Source organism: Candidatus Vicinibacter affinis (assembly GCA_016714365.1).
Classification (GTDB): Bacteria; Bacteroidota; Bacteroidia; order Chitinophagales; family Saprospiraceae; genus Vicinibacter; species Vicinibacter affinis.
Genome location: JADJNH010000005.1, coordinates 1,235,949 through 1,255,235 on the forward strand (window position 1 = coordinate 1,235,949; position 19,287 = coordinate 1,255,235).

General features: G+C 35.1%; 13 protein-coding genes and 4 tRNA genes. 4 read left to right on the forward strand and 13 right to left on the reverse strand.

Annotated features, from left to right (window positions below; genetic code table 11):
* Positions 1 to 23 precede the first annotated feature (23 nt).
* From IPJ53_04955 to IPJ53_04985, 7 genes are all read right to left on the reverse strand, one after another.
* The gene (locus tag IPJ53_04955) at positions 24 to 1,271 is read right to left on the reverse strand and encodes a hypothetical protein (protein MBK7798442.1); all 1,248 of its coding nucleotides are present in this window, start codon (positions 1,269 to 1,271) and stop codon (positions 24 to 26) included.
* Positions 1,268 to 2,176 (reverse strand): hypothetical protein, encoded by a 909-nt coding sequence (locus IPJ53_04960; protein MBK7798443.1) that lies wholly within the window; start codon positions 2,174 to 2,176, stop codon positions 1,268 to 1,270. Before IPJ53_04960 ends, IPJ53_04955 begins: the two co-directional genes overlap by 4 nt.
* Positions 2,145 to 2,561: a hypothetical protein gene (locus tag IPJ53_04965; GenBank protein MBK7798444.1), complete on the reverse strand. Its 417-nt coding sequence runs from the start codon at positions 2,559 to 2,561 to the stop codon at positions 2,145 to 2,147. Before IPJ53_04965 ends, IPJ53_04960 begins: the two co-directional genes overlap by 32 nt.
* Positions 2,546 to 3,367, reverse strand: a complete 822-nt coding sequence (locus tag IPJ53_04970; GenBank protein ID MBK7798445.1) for a hypothetical protein — start codon at positions 3,365 to 3,367, stop codon at positions 2,546 to 2,548. The genes IPJ53_04965 and IPJ53_04970 overlap by 16 nt, the downstream gene beginning before the upstream one ends.
* On the reverse strand, positions 3,364 to 4,098 hold the full coding sequence (locus IPJ53_04975; GenBank protein ID MBK7798446.1) for a hypothetical protein: 735 nt from the start codon (positions 4,096 to 4,098) through the stop codon (positions 3,364 to 3,366). Before IPJ53_04975 ends, IPJ53_04970 begins: the two co-directional genes overlap by 4 nt.
* A gap of 112 nt (positions 4,099 to 4,210) precedes the next feature.
* Positions 4,211 to 4,618, reverse strand: a complete 408-nt coding sequence (locus IPJ53_04980; GenBank protein ID MBK7798447.1) for a hypothetical protein — start codon at positions 4,616 to 4,618, stop codon at positions 4,211 to 4,213.
* A gap of 457 nt (positions 4,619 to 5,075) precedes the next feature.
* Positions 5,076 to 6,887, reverse strand: coding sequence for a DUF262 domain-containing protein (locus IPJ53_04985; protein ID MBK7798448.1), 1,812 nt, complete (start codon positions 6,885 to 6,887; stop codon positions 5,076 to 5,078).
* Between the two features lie 452 nt (positions 6,888 to 7,339).
* Here IPJ53_04985 and IPJ53_04990 point away from each other — a divergent pair, with 452 nt between their 5' ends.
* Entirely contained in the window at positions 7,340 to 8,551 is a 1,212-nt protein-coding gene (locus IPJ53_04990) for a hypothetical protein (GenBank protein MBK7798449.1), read from the forward strand.
* A gap of 173 nt (positions 8,552 to 8,724) precedes the next feature.
* Here IPJ53_04990 and IPJ53_04995 read toward each other — a convergent pair.
* From IPJ53_04995 to IPJ53_05005, 3 genes are all read right to left on the reverse strand, one after another.
* Positions 8,725 to 8,804 (reverse strand) — tRNA-Met (locus tag IPJ53_04995).
* 207 nt (positions 8,805 to 9,011) lie between these two features.
* Positions 9,012 to 9,091: transfer RNA gene (locus IPJ53_05000), tRNA-Met, on the reverse strand.
* A 494-nt stretch (positions 9,092 to 9,585) separates the two neighbouring features.
* Positions 9,586 to 9,659 (reverse strand) — tRNA-Ile (locus IPJ53_05005).
* A gap of 665 nt (positions 9,660 to 10,324) precedes the next feature.
* Between IPJ53_05005 and IPJ53_05010 the strand changes: the two genes are divergently transcribed.
* Positions 10,325 to 12,286: a hypothetical protein gene (locus tag IPJ53_05010; protein MBK7798450.1), complete on the forward strand. Its 1,962-nt coding sequence runs from the start codon at positions 10,325 to 10,327 to the stop codon at positions 12,284 to 12,286.
* 96 nt (positions 12,287 to 12,382) lie between these two features.
* Here the strand turns inward: IPJ53_05010 and IPJ53_05015 are convergent, their stop codons facing one another.
* Together IPJ53_05015 and IPJ53_05020 are read right to left on the reverse strand one after the other, a co-directional pair.
* A complete protein-coding gene (locus IPJ53_05015) occupies positions 12,383 to 13,291 on the reverse strand; it encodes a M28 family peptidase (protein MBK7798451.1) in 909 nt (302 codons plus the stop codon).
* Between the two features lie 227 nt (positions 13,292 to 13,518).
* Positions 13,519 to 13,589: transfer RNA gene (locus IPJ53_05020), tRNA-Gln, on the reverse strand.
* 377 nt (positions 13,590 to 13,966) lie between these two features.
* Between IPJ53_05020 and IPJ53_05025 the strand changes: the two genes are divergently transcribed.
* A complete protein-coding gene (locus tag IPJ53_05025) occupies positions 13,967 to 15,559 on the forward strand; it encodes a right-handed parallel beta-helix repeat-containing protein (GenBank protein MBK7798452.1) in 1,593 nt (530 codons plus the stop codon).
* Here the strand turns inward: IPJ53_05025 and rnr are convergent.
* On the reverse strand, positions 15,556 to 17,700 hold the full coding sequence (gene rnr / locus IPJ53_05030) for a ribonuclease R (protein ID MBK7798453.1): 2,145 nt from the start codon (positions 17,698 to 17,700) through the stop codon (positions 15,556 to 15,558). The genes IPJ53_05025 and rnr overlap by 4 nt on opposite strands.
* A 163-nt stretch (positions 17,701 to 17,863) precedes the next feature.
* Between rnr and IPJ53_05035 the strand changes: the two genes are divergently transcribed.
* Positions 17,864 to 19,279, forward strand: coding sequence for an inorganic phosphate transporter (locus IPJ53_05035; GenBank protein MBK7798454.1), 1,416 nt, complete (start codon positions 17,864 to 17,866; stop codon positions 19,277 to 19,279).
* Positions 19,280 to 19,287: the final 8 nt, after the last annotated feature.

The window sequence follows — 19,287 nt, forward strand, 5'->3', positions numbered from 1 at the left end:
ATTAGCATTTTAACACATTAAGTTTATCTGTTGTTACTTTTTACAACTTCTCCTACCATATTAAAATAAGCTGAATACATCTTGCCGACTTCCTTGAGTCTAACTTTTTCTACAATGGCATTATTTTTGGAAAATTCAATTTCCCGTTGTGTTTTGTATTTCTCAAGGTCAACTGATATAGCCAATTCTTTTGCTTTAATAGTTGCATCAGTTTGCATTTTTTTCATAAGATATTCATGATTATTAACTGCATCAAGTTTCTTTGCTGCAATATCATCCTCATATTTTTTGATTTTAAAATCCCACTGTTTTTTAGCATTTGCATCTAGCGATTTGCGGATTTTATTCTCAAGAATTTGCTTTCTATCCGAACAATTTTTACTGATTTTAGTAATTTCGGTAAGTACTTGTATGCATTTATTTAAATTTCCATTGGCGTAAAATGATTCAGCAGCTAATATATATTTCTCACAAACAGCAAAGTCCATTTCATCTAAATATTTATCTACTTTATTTATACACTTTGAATTTAGTGGTAATACCATAATCTTATCATAGGCATCTGAAAATAATTCTTGGTGAATTAATGTCTTAATTTCAGAAATGGCTATATCGCAATTCTTAGATAATTTGGCATTATATGCCTTCATTAGAAGTTCACGAGACCTTAACGAGCAGGTTACTTCTATCGGTATCTGACCTAAAATAATTAGGCATTCATCAAATTCCTCTTTCTGAAGCAAATGCTCTCCATTAATTATGATTTCATCACAGTGCCCTTGAAAATATTGTTTCATGTTTGTTCTGGAATCGCTTAGAAATTTCTGGAAAGCTATTTTCTTTGAATTTAATCCTTTGAATGAATTTCTTAGTAATAGCTTGCTACTTTCACCTGACTCCTTTATAGATATACTGAATGATTCAAAGCTAAGGTTGTTATATTTGGTACTGAGCGTAAAGTTGAATTGCAACTCTGCAACTTTCATGGGAGTTCCGTTAATATCTATGTCTTTCTCATATAGATAATCTATTTGGGTATTCAGGGTAAAAGATGCTTTTTCACCATCTGTATAAGCCGTAGATGACTGCGAAATCATTTGTTTAAGAAATGTTTTTAAACCATCATAGTCAGATGGGTTGGCAGATACTGGGCAATTAATTTTACCAAGTCCAATGATTATATCCCCAATTTCTTGAGCTTTTAAATTGCTAATTGAAAATCCAATACACACAATAATAATGAACTTTAGAAAAACAAGTAAATTTTTCATGGTAAAATTATTCTGATGGTTCCGTTATTTACTATTGGTTTTTCGATCCTCACTTTCTCTTTTAGGAAAGCACTACACTCCTGATCAATGAATTTTCTAAATTCTTTAGCATAGTCATCTGGAAAATAATTCTGATCACTTGCATCCTTCCATGGAATCCTTATTTCATCAAAATACAACTGGTGCTCAGAATTATTTCTAATTCTAAAATTATTTTTAAATGCTGTTTTCTTTACCCAAGCAATTATAATGTCTGATAGCAAATCATTATCACTATTCATTTCCGTGGAAAGATTAAATTTTGATTTTTCATTTGTTTCCAATATACATGATACACTTCTCCCATTCTCTCTAACATCAATAAATGCCGAATTTAAACCTTCAGTGAATGTAGTAATTTGGTTTTTCTCCGTTAGTGCTCTCCTAGCGAGATAACCATAATCATCTGTTTTAAAGTGGGGTGTGGCATCAAAATTCATGGCATACATTGCTTTAGAGGTAATTTTGTCTATTGCCCGCATATTAATTTGGATGCTATTAGCACCAGCATAGTCAGTGTGAATATATATTTCAACTTTTAGGATTATATCTGAACTTGAATACTGATAAATTCGCTCTACCGGATCGAAAGAAACACCTTTCAAAGTACTGATGGCTTCATTTTCCTTTATTTTTGAAATAATTTCTTGTAGATCGTCTGGTTTAAATCCCCGATTGTTTAAAGAATTAGCGATTTCAGTAACGGCGGTTCGATATGAGAAATTATTTTCATATTCGTCTAAAGCATTCTGGCCTGAAGCAGTATATGGGATAATTATAATCCTTGGCTGGACTGTAGTGGACTGAGCTTTTGTTAAATATGGAAATATACAGTTAATAGCCAAAAGCGTGCATAATACCTTCATTTTCTAGGATTTGTAATGAACTGTTTAAATTAAATTGAAATTTGCAATAACATTTTTTTACCGAACCTTTCTTTGTAATGCCATCTTCAGTGACGTATACATTTTCATATAATCTGGTTCTAATTTCAGGAGTTAGTTTAACTGAATTAAAGGTCCTTGGTCTCCAATATGATGTATTTTCAAATCCTTCATTTAAGAATTTATCGATAATTCTACTTTTTACAGCTTGTTCGCAGGATTGCTTTTTTGGAAGATGATTAACTTCTATTGCACCAATTATAGTATGGTCACTTTGTTTTATTTGCGATATAACAAACGTTCCTCGTGCAGGATGACAAGAGAATATTGCAAGTAGAAAAGATATAACCATTATTTTCCTGAGCATATTATTTCAGTTAATTGATCTTTATATTTAAACAACTCCTTGTTTCCTGAAACCACAGCCATCAGCCAAAAGTCCTCAGCGATATGTTTGGATATTTTGGCTTCACCAATGATTTGTGGAATTCTTTTACCACCAAGAAGTTCATAATGTACTATATGGAATTTTTTACCTATCTCCATTTTTAGCACAGTAGGTATTTGGCAAGTAAAATTCAACACTTGATCTTTCTTAATTTCATTGATTTTAAGAATGGGAAACACTTGAGATAGATTTTCATTAAAAAATGATAGGATGTTCTCATTGATTCCATCCAAACTACTCGCAAGGGCAGTTTCGGGAGATAATCTCAGTTCACTTGTTTTTGTCGCAATATTTGTAGAAGCGAGTATTTTGCTTGTTTCTACTTCAATTAGTTTTAGAGTTAAAGTTATAGCTGCTCGGTAACCAGGTTGAAAATCGTGATTAATTTTAACAAATTTGATTGATGTAATTTCGCCACTTAAAATCACTTCTGCATTCATTGCTTTATAACTATCTATCCAATTTTCAGACTTATAATTTTCTTTTGCCCTATCCATAGCTATTTTTCTTTGGTCCTCACTAGTTAAATCAACGATGGTATATCTACCACTATTTTTAAGTAGACTCAAAGCATATTCAGTAACTTGATTTGCAAGATTAGGTGTGACAGGATCTACAAATGCAAATGTCGGAACTCCAACAATTGGAAGGTTCTGGGCTATAATTTCAAAATTGCGGCAAACAAATATGAAACTTACAATAATTACAACTCTGTAAATGCTCATAAGCCCTTCTCCAATTTCTTCATGGTTTTCGAAACGCCATAAATCTTTTCATAGTCAGATTTCATAAGTTTAAGAAGTTGAGGCATCAAAATACCTGTATTTTCAGAAAATAGTTTAAGACTAGACAAATTACTTTTCTTTTGTTTTGCCTCTTTTACACCAGATAAACTCTTTTTTTCTTTCAATTCATTAATTTCACTTTCCAATTTATTTGAAGACTGTGTTATCAATGTTTGTGATGATTCATTCAAGGCCATTGATTGATCCATCATATTCTTAGACTTTGCAAGCAGTTCAGTAAAATATGCATAACAGCCTTTAAGTGATTGGTTGGCCGAATTGCCTTTGCATTTGTCAATTTGTGTATTTAAGAAATTTTTTGCTGGCACTTCTTTCCCATCTTGGTAAAATTGCACTACCTCCACTTCCATTTTTGCTGCTGGATCCATTTCAGTGGTAATGGTAACTTGGTCAATCCAGTTTAGATTGTCCTTAGAGAAATGATAATATTGGTCATATAATTGACACTGTGATGAATTATTGGTTGACAAATCGGGATCCCATGATGTTTTCGAGCTTAGATCGGCGCAATTTTCATCTATTTGACGTTTAATGTCGGGATTTTTTAGCGTAGATTTACCATCTTCAAGTGTAAGTTTTGAATATTTATCTTGGGCGTTTAGTCCTGAGACATTTAAAAAAGCAAATAAAAGAATAATAAATTTTGACATAAAAAATTGATTTTTTTGGTTTTAATTATTTTATTTAGAATGCAAATCAGTGATTTGTAAATCAAAATTAAGGTGAGCTTATTGCTTAAATATTAGAAGAATGAGTCATCGGTTAGATTTTCAATTTACTGGTTAGTTTCGTCATATTAATGGCAATACCACTTGCGAAATATGCATTGAACTCAGGTTTTCTTAATAAATGTGGAATTACACAAGTATCTAAATATTTATAATTAACCATTATTTCATTTTTATCTGCACCTATTGGTAGCCAATTACCAACACTGTATTCATAAACTCGCACATGACCTGCTAATGATCCATTGGCATTATTATTTAGTCTTGCACCAATTGCGACTCTGATTCCATCAGCAAAAAGAGACACAACAAATCCTGATTCATCATCAGCAGCTTCGCCATTTATATCTGCACCATTTTGATTCCATTGCGCATTTGAAATATTTATTGTGTAAAATAGAATCATTAGATTTAATGATTTTTTTAAAAATTTAATTGTCATAACAGAATATTTTCATTTTTAAATCAGATTTACTTAATTTATTGCATTGTCGGTTTTGTGTATGAAGAATTATTGCCGTCCATATATGGAAGTGTAATTAAGTAGATAACTGATGAAATTTCTGGACGGCAATATATATTCTATGAGATTCATTTTATTTACAGAGGTTAACAACAGTTTTTCGACGTACAGTAAATCGATTTTTGATAGGTATTCACATTATGATTTTTTTAAAAGGATTCAAAGTCTTTTGTCATTTTGTCTATTTTGATTGTTTTAACTTAACATTTTATATGTTTTATTGTGATGTCCAGCACAATTACAGCCAATTTGTTTGACGCTAAGTTGATTGGTGAAATTTGAAGCCCAAAATTTAAGCTACCCAAATGCTCAATAGAAGCAAAGCGCTTGACTAAACATAACCCCTACCGTTAAGCCAAGCAACTGTTACCAGACCTTATACTTGTCCTGTTGTAACGGATTCTTTAATTTCCATTGTGTCCATTTCTTCAAATGTTACCCCGTGTAATTTAGTTTTTAAGTCTATAAGTATATTTTTTACTCTGCTTTCAATAAATTGGTCAATTGCATTGTTAGGCAATTTTCCATTTCTTACCCAATCTAAAATGTCGCTTGAAAGTAGGTGTGAAGGCATTATTGCTTCAAATTCCGCATTGTCATAGTCATTCATATACTCAAGTGGATTTCTGTTTGTAATATCAATGTTTGTTATCTGTGTTAGATAAGCAATGTTCATCAAACTGTCATTTGTAATTTTATTTTTGTGCTGATTATTCATAACATACTCAGAATTAGTCGGAAAAATGTGGTGCAAGTTTGGTTTATCTGTTGAGAAGAAGAAGTTTTGAACCAATACTTCTCTGTCGCAATGTTTCCAATCTTTTGGCTGTGCGCTTGAATACAATGCCAAAACTGCTCTACTTATTCTGCCTTTTGAGCTGTATGTTGCTGTGCGAATTTTTTGCTTGTCAATTAAGAACCTGTCAAACTCAACTGGCTCGTTAGCCTTTCCTTTATTCAAGAACTCAATGTGTTGTTCTAATTGAGTTGTGTTACTCAACAAGTCGTCATTGTGAAAGCTGGTAAACCAGAAATACTTTTTGATTAAGCCATAGTCAGGTAAGCTGTTTTTATAGAAGTATGCCGTAATTGTGAAATAGAAATAACGGAAGGGAATTAAATAAGGAGTTTTTATGTGCAAATGATTTTCAAAAAAGTCGAATGTTTTAAGCATTGCCTTTTTTGTTTCTTTCCAGACCGCTAAAATGTGTTCGGTTTGAATTTCGTTTAGGTAACGATCTGTAATGTTTCTTACACCACTATTTGGAACATTGTGATTGATAATTACTGCCAATGTTTGCAGATAGTCAAGGTCGCTAATTTTTAGAAATTCACTGTTGTTGTGATTTCTAAAATCATCAATTAAGTCACGAAGATAAAATCCTTTGTCAGCTGGTGTGGTTGGCGTCTGTTGTGTCGCAGGTTTGAATGTCTTAGCAACCACAATGTCAAAAATGTTAAGTGGTTTACCTGCTTGATTGATCCTTTCAAAGATTTGACAAACTTCTGAAACCTGAATGCCTTTTACTTCTATAAATGAAATTCTGTAGTTGTCAAGAACACCCTTTATTTTTGAAAGTTCCGCTAATATAGGATGGTTAAAATCCTTGTTAACCGTGTTGCTATTAAATACACTGGTTTGAACAGTTGTGAAGTTGTTTTTAATGTCAATCAATTTCACAATCAATCCTTCATCAAATCTTTTCTTCTTACCAATGTTCGGTCTTATTTCTCCGTTTCGGTTGTCAATTTCTGTCCAAAACAGAAATCGATTGCGATAGCTTTCATCATCTGTGTCGCTGTCTATTGGAACAGTTAGGTCAACATAAAGTAATGGGTTAAATCCAGGTCGTCCTTCAATGCTACCACCATATAATGAAGTAAGAAGAGAAGTAGTTCTTTGCTGTCCGTCTAGTATATATTGATATTCTGTCCGACTAAAGTTTGTGTCAGTTATTTGGTGTCCGCCGATTGACCTGTGGTTTTGAAGTTTCAATTCTGTTTTCCAAATCAGAATACTACCCAAGGGATAAAACTTGTAGATGCTGTCCCAAAGTTTTTTTACGTTTTCTTGCTCCCAAACAACGTCACGCTGAAAGGTCGGGATTTGATAATTTTTTGCAATCAATTCGTCAAGGTAAGTTGTTAGTCCTTTGTTGGTTGGAAATATCCTATCTGTATAATTCATATTATTGTTTTCCATGATTGTATCGTCATTTTAATATTGGCTGGTAAAAGAGTACTTTTAGATATGCTTTTAAAATTTTCTTTCATTCATTTCCAATAAATTTAGCACCTATATTTTTTGGGTTTTGGATTCGTTTAGTTTTTAATTGCTTGATAATTCTACAAAGCAAAGTATTTGGAATCTAAAACTTATAATAAACCGGTTTAAACCAGTTTATTTTCAGTTTTATTTAGTAAGTATATACATAATCAAATAAATAAATATATTATAAAAATGTAATATTATATTGGGTATGGTTTGAATTTGCGCTAGCAAGCACTCATGTTTTCGTTTTTTCTAAGTCAAACATGGATGATTGGATCATCTCTTGTCAATTCAGTTATTAAGTTTTTAAATATGAGCAATCTATTGGAGTGGGTTGTGTACTTTTGAATTAATTTCAATTTATGAAAATGCTTTTGAAAAGGACCCTTTTCTTTATATGGCTATTTGCCTTTCCTGTATTATCCAATACCCAAATTATTTACTATGACCAGCAACCATTTGAAGATTTAACTGAGGTTAAATTGATTTATAAGAAGAGCAGGATTCTTCAGGACAGCATGTCGATGTTGGGTTTGTCCACCCAATTTATCGATGTTCTTGAATCTGGTCCCAATAGATACCTGGTGGTGGATGGTTTTCTTTACCTTTTCGAATGGCAGAAAGAAAGTTGGAACAATATTTCTAAATCAAAGTATCACGGGAATAATTTTAGAGCTAAGAAGTTTTTCTGGAATGGCGAACTATTCTGTTTTGGCGGGTATGGCTTTTGGCGTGAGCATGGTGATTTAATCAAATTTGATTGGACAAAAGGGGAATGGGAGACTGCAGTTGTGCATTATAATAAAGATATTGGCAACAATGTTAGTTTTTTAACCGGGGATGTCCTCAATGTTATCAATCCTATATCTCGTAACCAACATATTAATAGTACAGAAACACGACCAGGATTATACAGCATCAATTTGAATACATTGGATGTACAAAATCGATGTACGGATCCTGATTTGATTAATTTGAAATTTGCCATCCGTATAGAGACTAAGAATTACTTTTTAGCTTCCTTTAATCCGGTCCAAATTATAGATAAACTAAGTAGTAGATATAAATTTTCCGACTTGACTTTTTTTAACGAGCTTTACAATAGTGACAGCCATACTTTGTATTTAGTCCACGGGGATTCCATCGTTTTATACCATTCAGGAATAGATTCATTACCTGTAGTATACGACCTTGATAAAATTTACAGGGAATTACCTGGGGAAGAGAAGAACCTGTTTAAAGTTGATAATTCTTTTCGAAACTTAGTTTTGCTTTTATTGCTTATTATTTTCTCAGGAATAATTGTTTATTACAAGAGAAAGAGCAAGCGAGAGAAAATTTTATTTGAGCATCCGTTTATAACACAATTACTTAGATTTTCCGGTCAAAAACTAAGTCAGGATGAACTGGATCAAATACTTGAAATCGATACAATAATTTCAGTTGATACGATGAAATCAAGAAGAGCTGCACTGTTTAATGAAATCAATAAAGAATACTCAAGCAAAAAAGGACTGGAATTAATTACTAGGGTACCAGATCCATTGGACAAGCGTAAATTTTTGTACTACATTTCGTAGAAATATTATGTGTGATCCAATTTTTCACGTGATTTCCAAATCATTTGGTTTTCGAATATACCATTTGGTAAATCCTTAAATCAATAACTGCATGACTAACAAGGTAACAGTAAATAGGGTCCAAGAATTATAAATTAGCTAATTAACTCATTTTCAAATTAACTAATTATAAGTGGTCCCACCTGGGCTCGAACCATCCCCAACAAGTTGGGGACTGATTATGAGTCAGATGCTCCGGCTGAGCTATGGGACCTGGAAGCCTTATGTGGGGGCTTCAAAACTGCGGCAAGAGTAAGAAACTTTCAGAAATTCAAGCGTTGCAAGGAAGTGTAATTTGGATACCACTAACGAATGAGTAATTTTTAACTCAAAATCTGCATGACTAACAAGGTAACATTAAATTGGGTCCAAGAATTATAAATTAGCTAATTAACTCATTTTCAAATTAACTAATTATAAGTGGTCCCACCTGGGCTCGAACCATCCCCAACTCGTTGGGGACTGATTATGAGTCAGATGCTCCGGCTGAGCTATGGGACCTGGAAGCCTTATGTGGGGGCTTCAAAACTGCGGCAAGAGTAAGAAACTTTCAGAAATTCAAGCGTTGCAAGGAAGTGTAATTTGGATACCACTAACGAATGAGTAATTTTTAACTCAAAATCTGCATGACTAACAAGGCAACAGTAAATAGGGTCCAAGAATTATAAATTAGCTAATTAACTCATTTTCAAATTAACTAATTAAAAGTGGTCCCACCTGGGCTCGAATCATCCCCAACAAGTTGGGGACTGATTATGAGTCAGATGCTCCGGCTGAGCTATGGAACCTGGAAGCCTTATGTGGGGGCTTCAAAACTGCGGCAAGAGTAAGAAACTTTCAGAAATTCAAGCGTTGCAAGGAAGTGTAATTTGGATACCACTAACGAATGAGTAATTTTTAACTCAAAATCTGCATGACTAACAAGGCAACAGTAAATAGGGTCCAAGAATTATAAATTAGCTAATTAACTCATTTTCAAATTAACTAATTATAAGTGGTCCCACCTGGGCTCGAACCAGGGACCCTCTGATTATGAGTCAGATGCTCTAACCGGCTGAGCTATGGGACCGGGAAACCTTATACGGTAGCTTCAAAACCGCGGCAAAAGTAAGAAACTTTCAGAAATTCAGGTATTAGATGAAAATGTAATTTGATTGATGGATAAGGCTCTTTTTTTTAAGTTAAAGATGGGGGAAGGTAAAAATGCCATAAATGATTGAATTTGTGTTAGTTGGACATGATAATTTAATCACTAATTGATTCTTTAAAAACAAATCTAAGCTTAGGTGTTAATTCGGGAGCCAACCAAATTTGCTATTTACGTAATTGATTAAAAATTCAAGATGAAGATAAACGATTAACTAGATCTTATTCAATTTTTGGTATTCTTTTAGTCCTTTTATCGCTCCATAGATTCAGCTCATTAAAATTGGAAGTACCAGGAGAATTGTCTTATTAGAGTATTGGATGGAATAGATTAATAAATTTGCTTCAATATATAATAATAGCAAAATGTTGTGCCAATTGGCTGAGGGCATTTTTACTAAAATGAAATAACTTTTCACATATAATTATCAGTAATTTTTAATCCAAATATAATGAGTACACTTATAAATAACGATTTAAATCTATATTATAAAGTGCTGAAAATCTTTGGTTTGTTAAAATTTATGTATTTTCTTTGGGGGCCATTTGAATATATTCTAATTATAGGGTTAAAGAATTGCCAACCTGATGCTTCGAACCATATTAATTTTTTTCTTTGCAATCGGTTTTATCCAAATACATGGACAGGGTTGTCTTTACACAAGGCAATCAGATAGCCTTTTTCTGGTGAAATTTTACGATGGACTGGAGAACAAAGGATTGATGTTTGAGTGGGATTTTGCCAAGCCATTGGACAAAATAGATCCACTTAGGGTAAGGCTTAGTTCTGATGGTTGTCACATTGAATATCTTAATTTTGAAAATTCAGGACTTAAGACTCAGGGCTACCTTTTTCCAATGTTGTTATTGGGAATGACACATCTCAAATATCTAAATTTGAGTTTTTGTAACCTCAAGGGTAATATTCCAAATGAACTTTACAATCTGAATAATCTAAGTCATTTAGACCTTTCGTACAATTTTTTTTCAGGAAGACTAAATCCTTCAATTTCTAAATTGACCAATCTTGAATATTTGGTTTTATCTGAAAATCAACTTTTTGGAGAGTTGATTCCTGAAATTTTTCAATTAACATCATTGAAGGATTTAAATCTCAGAAAAAATAAATTATCAGGTGGGATATCTTTTAAAATATCCAAACTAAAAAATCTTGAAAAGCTAAGACTAGGCCAAAATAATTTTACAGGAACGCTCCCTCCTGAAATTGGTCAATTGATACAATTGACCGAATTTTCTGTTCAAGGTAATCAGTTTGAAGGTGCTATTCCAAGTAGTTTTGATCAATTGACCAATCTCCAGATTATTTATCTGAATGATAATTACTTTAATGAAATTCCTAAACTTCCAAATACCTGGTACAGACTTCTCAACATTTCAGGTAATAACTTTACTTTTGAAGATTTACTTCCTGTCTTCCAGAGTAAACTAAATTCTTCGGCCGAATTTTACTATTCGCCTCAACGTGAATTTACAGTTGGAAATAGATATTATTTGAATCCTGGTGCAAAACATACAATGACAGTTTCTTTTGATGAATCAGTCGCAGGAAATAAAATCAATTGGCTAAGAAATAATTCAAATATTGGTCTTGGCAAGGATTGCAACATCCAAAGTTTTGATAACAGTTTACATGGAGGAGTTTACACCAGTGTTGTAGAAAATGCAGAATTGCCGTCTTTAAAGCTACACATATACCATGATACACTTGCATGTATACCCCAAACAGGTTATTATAAAACTACACTGTGTGAAAATAAATTTATTGACATACATGGAAAGAGATTTGATAAAAATCATACAAGTGATTCAATACTTATAAAAGGATTTAGTCAAAATGCTTGTGATTCATTAATCTTGGTCCAATTGGATATTATTGATAATTCAACCTCTCATTTTTACAATAGCATCTGTAAAGGCGTTCCGTTTGAATGGAATGGACAGTTATACTTTGAAAGAGGAGTATATCCACAAAGGATGGTGAATCAAGCGGGATGTGATTCTCTTGTTTATCTGCATCTCGAAATTTCAGAACTCAAGGATAATGCTGTAATTCAAAATGATCTAGGAAATAATTCAGGTTCAATTGAAGTTTTTATAACTGATGGATTACCACCTTTCCGGTATAAATGGAGTAATGGTTCAGACGAATCTAAAATCAGCAATCTTGGGCCAGGATTTTATCAACTCGAGGTTATAGATGCGAATCAATGTACCAAAAAATTTGAATATGAAATACGAAATCAGACTGGTTCAGAATGGCCATCTGATAAAGTCATAAAGGTATTTCCCAATCCAGCTATAGGCAATAGTGGAATGATGCATTTTTGTACTAATACTTTGACTTCAAATGATATTCCTGAGTTTTTCTGGGTAAATTCATTGGGCCAAGTCCAATCTGTTAAGTCTAATCAACATGCAACAAATGAATGGCTCATTCAAAAACCTGAGCAAGCAGGTGTATTTATGTTAAGGGTCACATTAAGTGGACGTGCTCCCCTAGTTTATTTTCCTGTTGAAATTTTGAAATAGTAAAACCCTAAATAAAAGAAAAGAAGCAAATCAATCGTATTTTCCTTTCAATAAAATTTAAGTACAAAAGTGCAATAGCAATTTATCTATTTGTTTCTATATTTTATTTGCCTCCTCCAAATAAATCAATTTTACCAATACTTTACCCACTGCATCCAAAGTTAAAGGATCAATGGCATCCATATTGTCTTTTTGTGTGTGCCAATGATGGGGAAAACCGGTTCTGCTGCTAGCTGGTCTATTAATAATGTCAATCATTGGTATTTGGGCATCTTTATTTACAAAAATATGGTCGTCTATGATTGGTTCGCCTTTTTTATCAACAAAGAACTTTGAAAAATTTTCTTCTGCGGCGATTCGCCACACTTTCTCAATGACCTTAGGTGCGAATTGCAAAGAGTAATAATCTTTGCAGAAATTGGCATCTTTTGCGCCCACCATGTCCAGTAGAATGCCATAGTCTGCTTTATATCCAGGTAGATGCAGATTGTTGGACCAATATTGACTGCCAAGACACCAACTTTCCATTTGACCTCCATCCTGACCATAATCTTCACAATCAAACAAAATGATGTCAATACCTAAATTTTTCAAAGGATGGTCATTCAAGATTCGTGAGATTTCTAGGAGCACACCCACACCGCTGGCCCCATCATCCGCACCCGGAACCGGAATTTTATGGTTAGAGCTATCAGGGTCCTGGTCAGAGAATGGCCTGGAATCCCAATGTGCAGCTAAAATGATCCGATGTTTGGACTCCGGATTATGACTGGCGATGATGTTCATGCCATCCAAAGTCTGACCATCGAAGGCCTTGGGTTTGAATTCCTGTCTGATCACCTTCGCCCCGGTGGATTCAAATTCTTTTGACAACCAATCACGGCAATTACGATGTGCCTCCGAATTTGGAACCCTTGGTCCAAATTTAACCTGACCCCTCACCTTGGCGAAGGCATTTCCTTTGTCAAAAGGAGGAATGTATATATCAGTAGAGCAATTAGTCATTAAAACAACTAAAAAGAGAAAAAAAATAATCCGAAGAAGGTTGTTCATGATGGAATTTTAGTTTACAAAAGTATGGAGATTGAAATCACCAGCTTAAACATTTCTTGGCAACAAGACTTCTAAAATATCTAAGACTGTACCCGGTATTTTCGTTCAACCTTATGGATTAGAGGGTTTTAGAGTTGGAAAATGAAAAGCCTTCAAGATTTGTCTTGAAGGCTTTTCAGTTGACCCATAAGGACTCGAACCTTAACAGGCAGAATCAAAATCTGCAGTGCTGCCATTACACCATGGGTCAATTTCCCTAAGGGAGTGCAAAATTAATGGTTTTCACCTATCCTCAAAAGATATCTGCTAAAAACTTACAGAAATCCCTCAGATTTATTTTTTTTCAGCCCTACAGCTACCCTAAAATTTAGGGGTAAACCCTGATTTTTTAAATATCATGGTTTTACCTGATGTATAAAGCCTGTTGTATGAGCTAAATTTGTATCAGATCATGAGAGATTAAAGAAGTAAAGTTGCGTCTGGAACGCCAATGAAAAAGGCGCCCCTATTTGGGGTGCCTTTTTTAGTTTTGCTTCTTTAGACCCGGATTCATCTAATCCCTGGTTTTCTCCTTAAGTTTGCAGCGTATTCAGGGTTTACATTCTCTAACTATTAAACCTTTCTCATATGCCGATCCGCCGTTATTTAATTTTTACCTGGATATTTCTGTCATGTCTTGAATTACCATCGAGAGCATTGTTTGTGTCACCCAAGGGCAATGACTCCAACAGCGGTATTAGTTTGGCAGATGCCTTTTCCAGTTTGCAAAAAGCTTCGGATGTGAGTTTGCCAGGAGATACCATATTCGTAGACAGTGGCAATTACAGCTCCAAAGAAAAATCAGTACTAAAAATTCGCCGATCCGGAACTGCAAGTAATTGGATTGTATATAAGAATCTAGGAATCGACCGACCTGTTGTGCTTGTGACCGGGGAGGCGGGAATAGTGGTTGAATCAGCTTCATACTTGTCAATCGAAGGTTTTGACATCATGATGGACTTGCATCATTTTGAAAAGCAGGCTCATGAGGCCATGCCTGACCACTTGACTTCAAAAGGAAATGGCATCCTTGTTGAAAGGGTGGCCACCAGAGATAAAATATCGCACCACCTTAAAATCTACAACAATTTTATACACAATTGTCCTGGGACAGGAATTGTGGTCAATCACTCAGACTACCTCACTATTTCTTATAATCAGATCCATGATAACGGAGAACTTAGTCTTACAAATAATGCTGGTATCAGGATTCAGTTTTTGGTAGAATTTGATAATCAGGAAGGATACCACAATTTTATTAATGCCAATACAATATACAACCACCGAAGGTATTCCAGATTGGAAAAAGAAATAGAATCATGCGAAAAAACACATTCCGGTAGTGGCATTTCGATCAGTGACAATCGTTATGCTACGGGTGTGCAGGGACTTCAGGGTTATCAAATGCAAAGTCTTGTCTCCAACAATATCATATACAATAATGGGGGTGTTGGAATTGATCTTTATGAAAGCAACAAGGTAGATGTCCTAAACAACACATGCTTCAGAAATAATCGCAACAAGCAGGTTAATTGTGGAGAGATTTTTGTTCGAAATGTCAAAAACTCCAGAATAGCAAACAATATATTTTATGCGAATCAAGGAAAACTAGGAAATAAAATTTCCAATATTGAAAATCTGAATTTGAATCACAATCTTTATTTTAATTCTTCCGGTTTTGATCAGGGTACCAACGATTTAGTGGCTGATCCTATGTTTGTAAGAGCTAATAATAACGAAACTTTTCTCGATTTTAATTTGAGGCCTAAGAGTCCTGCAATCAACGCAGGTTCTAATGCTCAGATCACCGCTTATGACTTTTTAGGTTCTAACAGATTATTAGGTGCGCAGGTAGATTTGGGCGCCTTTGAGTACACCGGTCCAAAAGTAAAACCAAGAGATTTTGTTCCTGCAAGAGTGGATGAAAGGTCCATGAAACTTTATTGGCAAAGCGCTTACCATGAGAAGACCGGACAAATTATTGTCAACAATACAAGGGGACGGGTATTTTCTTGTAGAATTTATGACTGCAGAGGAAAGCTGGTGACGGAGTCGGTTGCCAGTGAAGACAGTTTGCTGGGACTTGAATTTGATGTAAGTACTTTTCCCAAGGGCATTTATTTTGTGATTGCTTTTTCAGATAAAGAAACCCTGTTCAACAAAATTCACATTTCAAATTAATTGGCGTCATCAACCAGGCCAAAAACTAATTCACGATCATCCAGATCAGCCGAAACGATTTTTACTTTAATTCGGTCACCCATTTTCCATTGCTGATCGGAGATTGATGAGCTTGCGGATAGCCGATTTTTCTTAACTTCTATCTCATCATCCATGTCATCTAAAAGCAATACTCCTTCACATTGGTTTTCAATAATTTGGACATAAAATCCTCGATCATTCATTCCGGTAATTCTACCATCATAAATTTCTCCTATCTTGTCTTTCAGATAGAACACTTGGAAATACCGGGTAGACTCACGTTCGGCTTCCATGGCTTTTCGCTCTTGTGAAGAGATATACCTGCATTGAGCTTCAATGGTGTCTAATCGATACCTTTTTTCTTTTTTAAGATTATCAAATAGAATTCGGTGAACCATTAAATCTGCATACCTTCTTATCGGAGAAGTAAAATGAGTATAATATTCAAAAGCTAATCCATAATGCCCAATATTCTGAGGATTGTATTCTGCTTTAGCCATGGTTCTTATGGCTAGAGGTTGAAGAATTTTTAAATCTTCATTTTCTTTTATCAATTCAGCAAGTTGGTTCAGGGATTTAGAAATTTTCTTTGGCGTACTGAGGTCCAGTTTAACTCCTAATTCGTGTGCAAAAACCATGAAATCCTGCAGTTTGTCAGGATCCGGAAGGTCATGGATTCGGTATACAAATGGAACAGGAATACTTTTGTTTTTAAACGCCATGTATTGTGCAACATATTTGTTAGCCAACAGCATGAATTCCTCAATCAGCATATGCGCATCCAGTCTTTGTTTTACAAACAACTCTTTGGGGAGGCCGGCTTCATCCAGTTTAAAGCGGACTTCATCCGATTCAAAATCAATGGCTCCATTGCGTAACCTCTCTTTGCGTGTATGCTTGGCAATGTCATTCAAGTGATTGAGTTCAAGAACAAAATCTCCTTCTTTTCCATGTAGAATTTCCTGAACCTCTTCATAGGTGAATCTTCGTTTACTGTGAATGATAGATTTGCCAATCCAGTGTTTTTTAATACTCATTTCTTCATCGTATGTAAATACTACCGAGAAAGTAAGTTTATCTTCAAGAGGCCTTAGTGAACAGAGTTCATTGGATAATTTTTCTGGCAACATCGGTAGAACACGATCGACGAGATAAACTGAATTTCCCCTTTTCAAAGCTTCCTTGTCAAGGGCGGAGTCAGATTTTACAAAATGACTTACGTCGGCAATATGAATTCCGATTTCGAGTAATCCATCCTCCGTTCGTGAATAGGAGAGTGCATCATCAAAGTCTTTTGCATCCACAGGATCTATCGTAAAAGTGGTAACTTCTCTAAAATCTCTTCGGTCCTCCAGGTCATAATTGTCTTCATTAATTTCTGCGGCTTCGTGCAAAACGGCAGCCGGAAAATCTAATGGAAACCCTGCACCGGCAAGAATGGATTCCATTTCCATGTTGATGGTTTTCTCCTGGCCAAGAGTCCGTACCACCTTGCCTTGCATTTTGTCTCCTGGTTTCTGCTTCCAGTGGGTGATTTCAACCACTACACGATCAAAGTCGATCAAGCCATCCAAGGCGTCATTCTGGAGGAAAATCTCCATTACTTGCCCGGCATTTTCCAAAAGCACCACTGAGTGATTCTTATGCGCACGATATACCCCCACAAACTGAGTACGGGATCTTTGAAGAACCTTGATCACAACCCCTTCCGGTTTATTCATGTACATTCTTACCACCCGGACCTGAACAAAATCACCATCCTGGGCACCTAAAAGATTCTTCTGGCTTACAAAGATGTCCCTGCTCAGACCTTTACACAGAATGTAAGCAAACCCGGCGCGTGCGATGTCAACCACACCCTCATAGATTTCTTCCTTGCCTTTAAGTGGCTGCGCCGCAAATCCTTTGTAAATCCATTTTCCAGGGGATACCCTTTCAATGAGTTTTTTATGTTCCAGCGTTTCCAACAACTCGACCAGGTTACCTAATTTATCTAATCTGAGTCTGCGTTTAATGGCACTTATTCCATAGGCTTTATCCTTATTATCGGCAAAAAATCTCAAGAGTTTACTGTTGCTCAAGAGATCTTGGGTTCTTTTATTTTTTTTATTTCTTTTCATTACTGAAGATAACAAATTATGTTTTAAAAGGGTTCTAGATAGCTTTTACTGCTGGTAAACAGTCCATTTTTTAGTTGGGACTTAACAATTTGTTTATAATTTCTTAATATTAGCCGGATAGATTTGCAATTGAGTTTATATTTAGGCCTTAATTAGGCCAGCCATGTTGGGATTTGATTTTGGATTAGAAGGAACGCTACTCATCAGTTTTGCGGTATGCATTTTATTGGTATGTTTTTTTGAATTTGTAAATGGCTTTCACGACACTGCCAATGCTGTGGCAACAGTCATATATACAAAGTCTCTGAAACCGATTCACGCGGTGATTTGGTCAGGATTTATGAATTTTTTAGGTGTCATTTCCAGTAGTTATATCTTCGGAATGGCGGTGGCCACTAAAATAGCCCAATTACTTCCCCTGGAATCCGTCTTAAGCAGGAGTACTAATGAGGCCATTGCTATGGTGGCTTCAGCGCTGGTAGGTGCAATTATTTGGAATCTTGGGACCTGGTATTTTGGAATTCCATGTTCCAGTTCACATACATTAATTGGCTCTTTGCTAGGCGTAGGAATTGCATTTACACTTGTGCCGGATAATAATCTTAAATCAGGAGTCAATTGGAATGAAGCGTTTAAAATTGGCAATGCATTGTTATTCTCTCCATTGTTTGGCTTTACTATGGCGATAGCCTTGATGTTTATATTAAAGAGGAACGTGGTAGATAAAGCTATATTTAAGGAACCTGAACCTGAGGGTAAGCCACCATTTTGGATTCGGGGATTGTTGATTGTGACTTGCACCATGGTGAGTTTTTTTCATGGTTCCAATGATGGTCAAAAAGGAGTGGGATTGATGCTGATTGTACTGTTAGCTTTCGTACCCACTCAGTTTGCATTAGCCCCTGAGTTCAATAAGGAAGATTGCATCAACAGAATGGTTGTACTGGAAAAAATACTGGTAAAAGAATCAACCCAGAATTTTGAATTAGAAAGGATACTGTGTGCACGAGCTGAGAATATTGCAGGATTTGCGGATGATGTCCGTAAGTTGGATACAAAAAGCAATAAAGAAGTGATGCGTGTGCGTAAGGAGATGAATGTGTTGGCTAAGGAATTAAAACTAATTCTTGCTGAACCAAATGCAATTTCGTCAGGAGCTAACAGGAAGTTGATTAAGGCAGAAATTGCTTATTTCAATCACAATACCAATTATGTTCCTTTTTGGATCATTCTCTCCATTTCAATTTCTCTGGGTATAGGCACCATGATTGGGTGGCGGAGAATAGTAGTTACCATTGGTGAAAAAATTGGTAAGCGGCATATGACATATGCAGAAGGAGCTTCTGCAGAATTAATTGCCTCCAGTACAATTGGTCTAGCCTCCGGATTAGGATTACCAGTTTCTACCACACATGTGCTTTCTTCAGGTGTTGCCGGAGCAATGGTGGCAACAAAAGGAATAAAAAATCTTCAGGCAGCCACGATTAAAAATATTGTGCTTGCTTGGGTGCTTACATTGCCTGCAACCATGATCATTAGTGCAGTTTTGTTTTTTCTGGCCAGGATGTTGATGCTGTAAAATTTAAA

Excerpts from the sequence above, each read along its gene's own strand:
- IPJ53_05035 (MBK7798454.1), top strand. The coding sequence starts at position 17,864 with ATGTTGGGATTTGATTTTGGATTAGAAGGAACGCTACTCATCAGTTTT.
- IPJ53_05025 (MBK7798452.1), top strand. The coding sequence starts at position 13,967 with ATGCCGATCCGCCGTTATTTAATTTTTACCTGGATATTTCTGTCATGT.
- IPJ53_04980 (MBK7798447.1), bottom strand. The coding sequence starts at position 4,618 with ATGACAATTAAATTTTTAAAAAAATCATTAAATCTAATGATTCTATTT.
- IPJ53_04960 (MBK7798443.1), bottom strand. The coding sequence starts at position 2,176 with ATGAAGGTATTATGCACGCTTTTGGCTATTAACTGTATATTTCCATAT.
- IPJ53_05015 (MBK7798451.1), bottom strand. The coding sequence starts at position 13,291 with ATGACTAATTGCTCTACTGATATATACATTCCTCCTTTTGACAAAGGA.
- IPJ53_04985 (MBK7798448.1), bottom strand. The coding sequence starts at position 6,887 with ATGAATTATACAGATAGGATATTTCCAACCAACAAAGGACTAACAACT.
- IPJ53_04975 (MBK7798446.1), bottom strand. The coding sequence starts at position 4,098 with ATGTCAAAATTTATTATTCTTTTATTTGCTTTTTTAAATGTCTCAGGA.
- IPJ53_04970 (MBK7798445.1), bottom strand. The coding sequence starts at position 3,367 with ATGAGCATTTACAGAGTTGTAATTATTGTAAGTTTCATATTTGTTTGC.
- IPJ53_05010 (MBK7798450.1), top strand. The coding sequence starts at position 10,325 with ATGCTTCGAACCATATTAATTTTTTTCTTTGCAATCGGTTTTATCCAA.
- IPJ53_04965 (MBK7798444.1), bottom strand. The coding sequence starts at position 2,561 with ATGCTCAGGAAAATAATGGTTATATCTTTTCTACTTGCAATATTCTCT.
- IPJ53_04955 (MBK7798442.1), bottom strand. The coding sequence starts at position 1,271 with ATGAAAAATTTACTTGTTTTTCTAAAGTTCATTATTATTGTGTGTATT.
- rnr (MBK7798453.1), bottom strand. The coding sequence starts at position 17,700 with ATGAAAAGAAATAAAAAAAATAAAAGAACCCAAGATCTCTTGAGCAAC.
- IPJ53_04990 (MBK7798449.1), top strand. The coding sequence starts at position 7,340 with ATGCTTTTGAAAAGGACCCTTTTCTTTATATGGCTATTTGCCTTTCCT.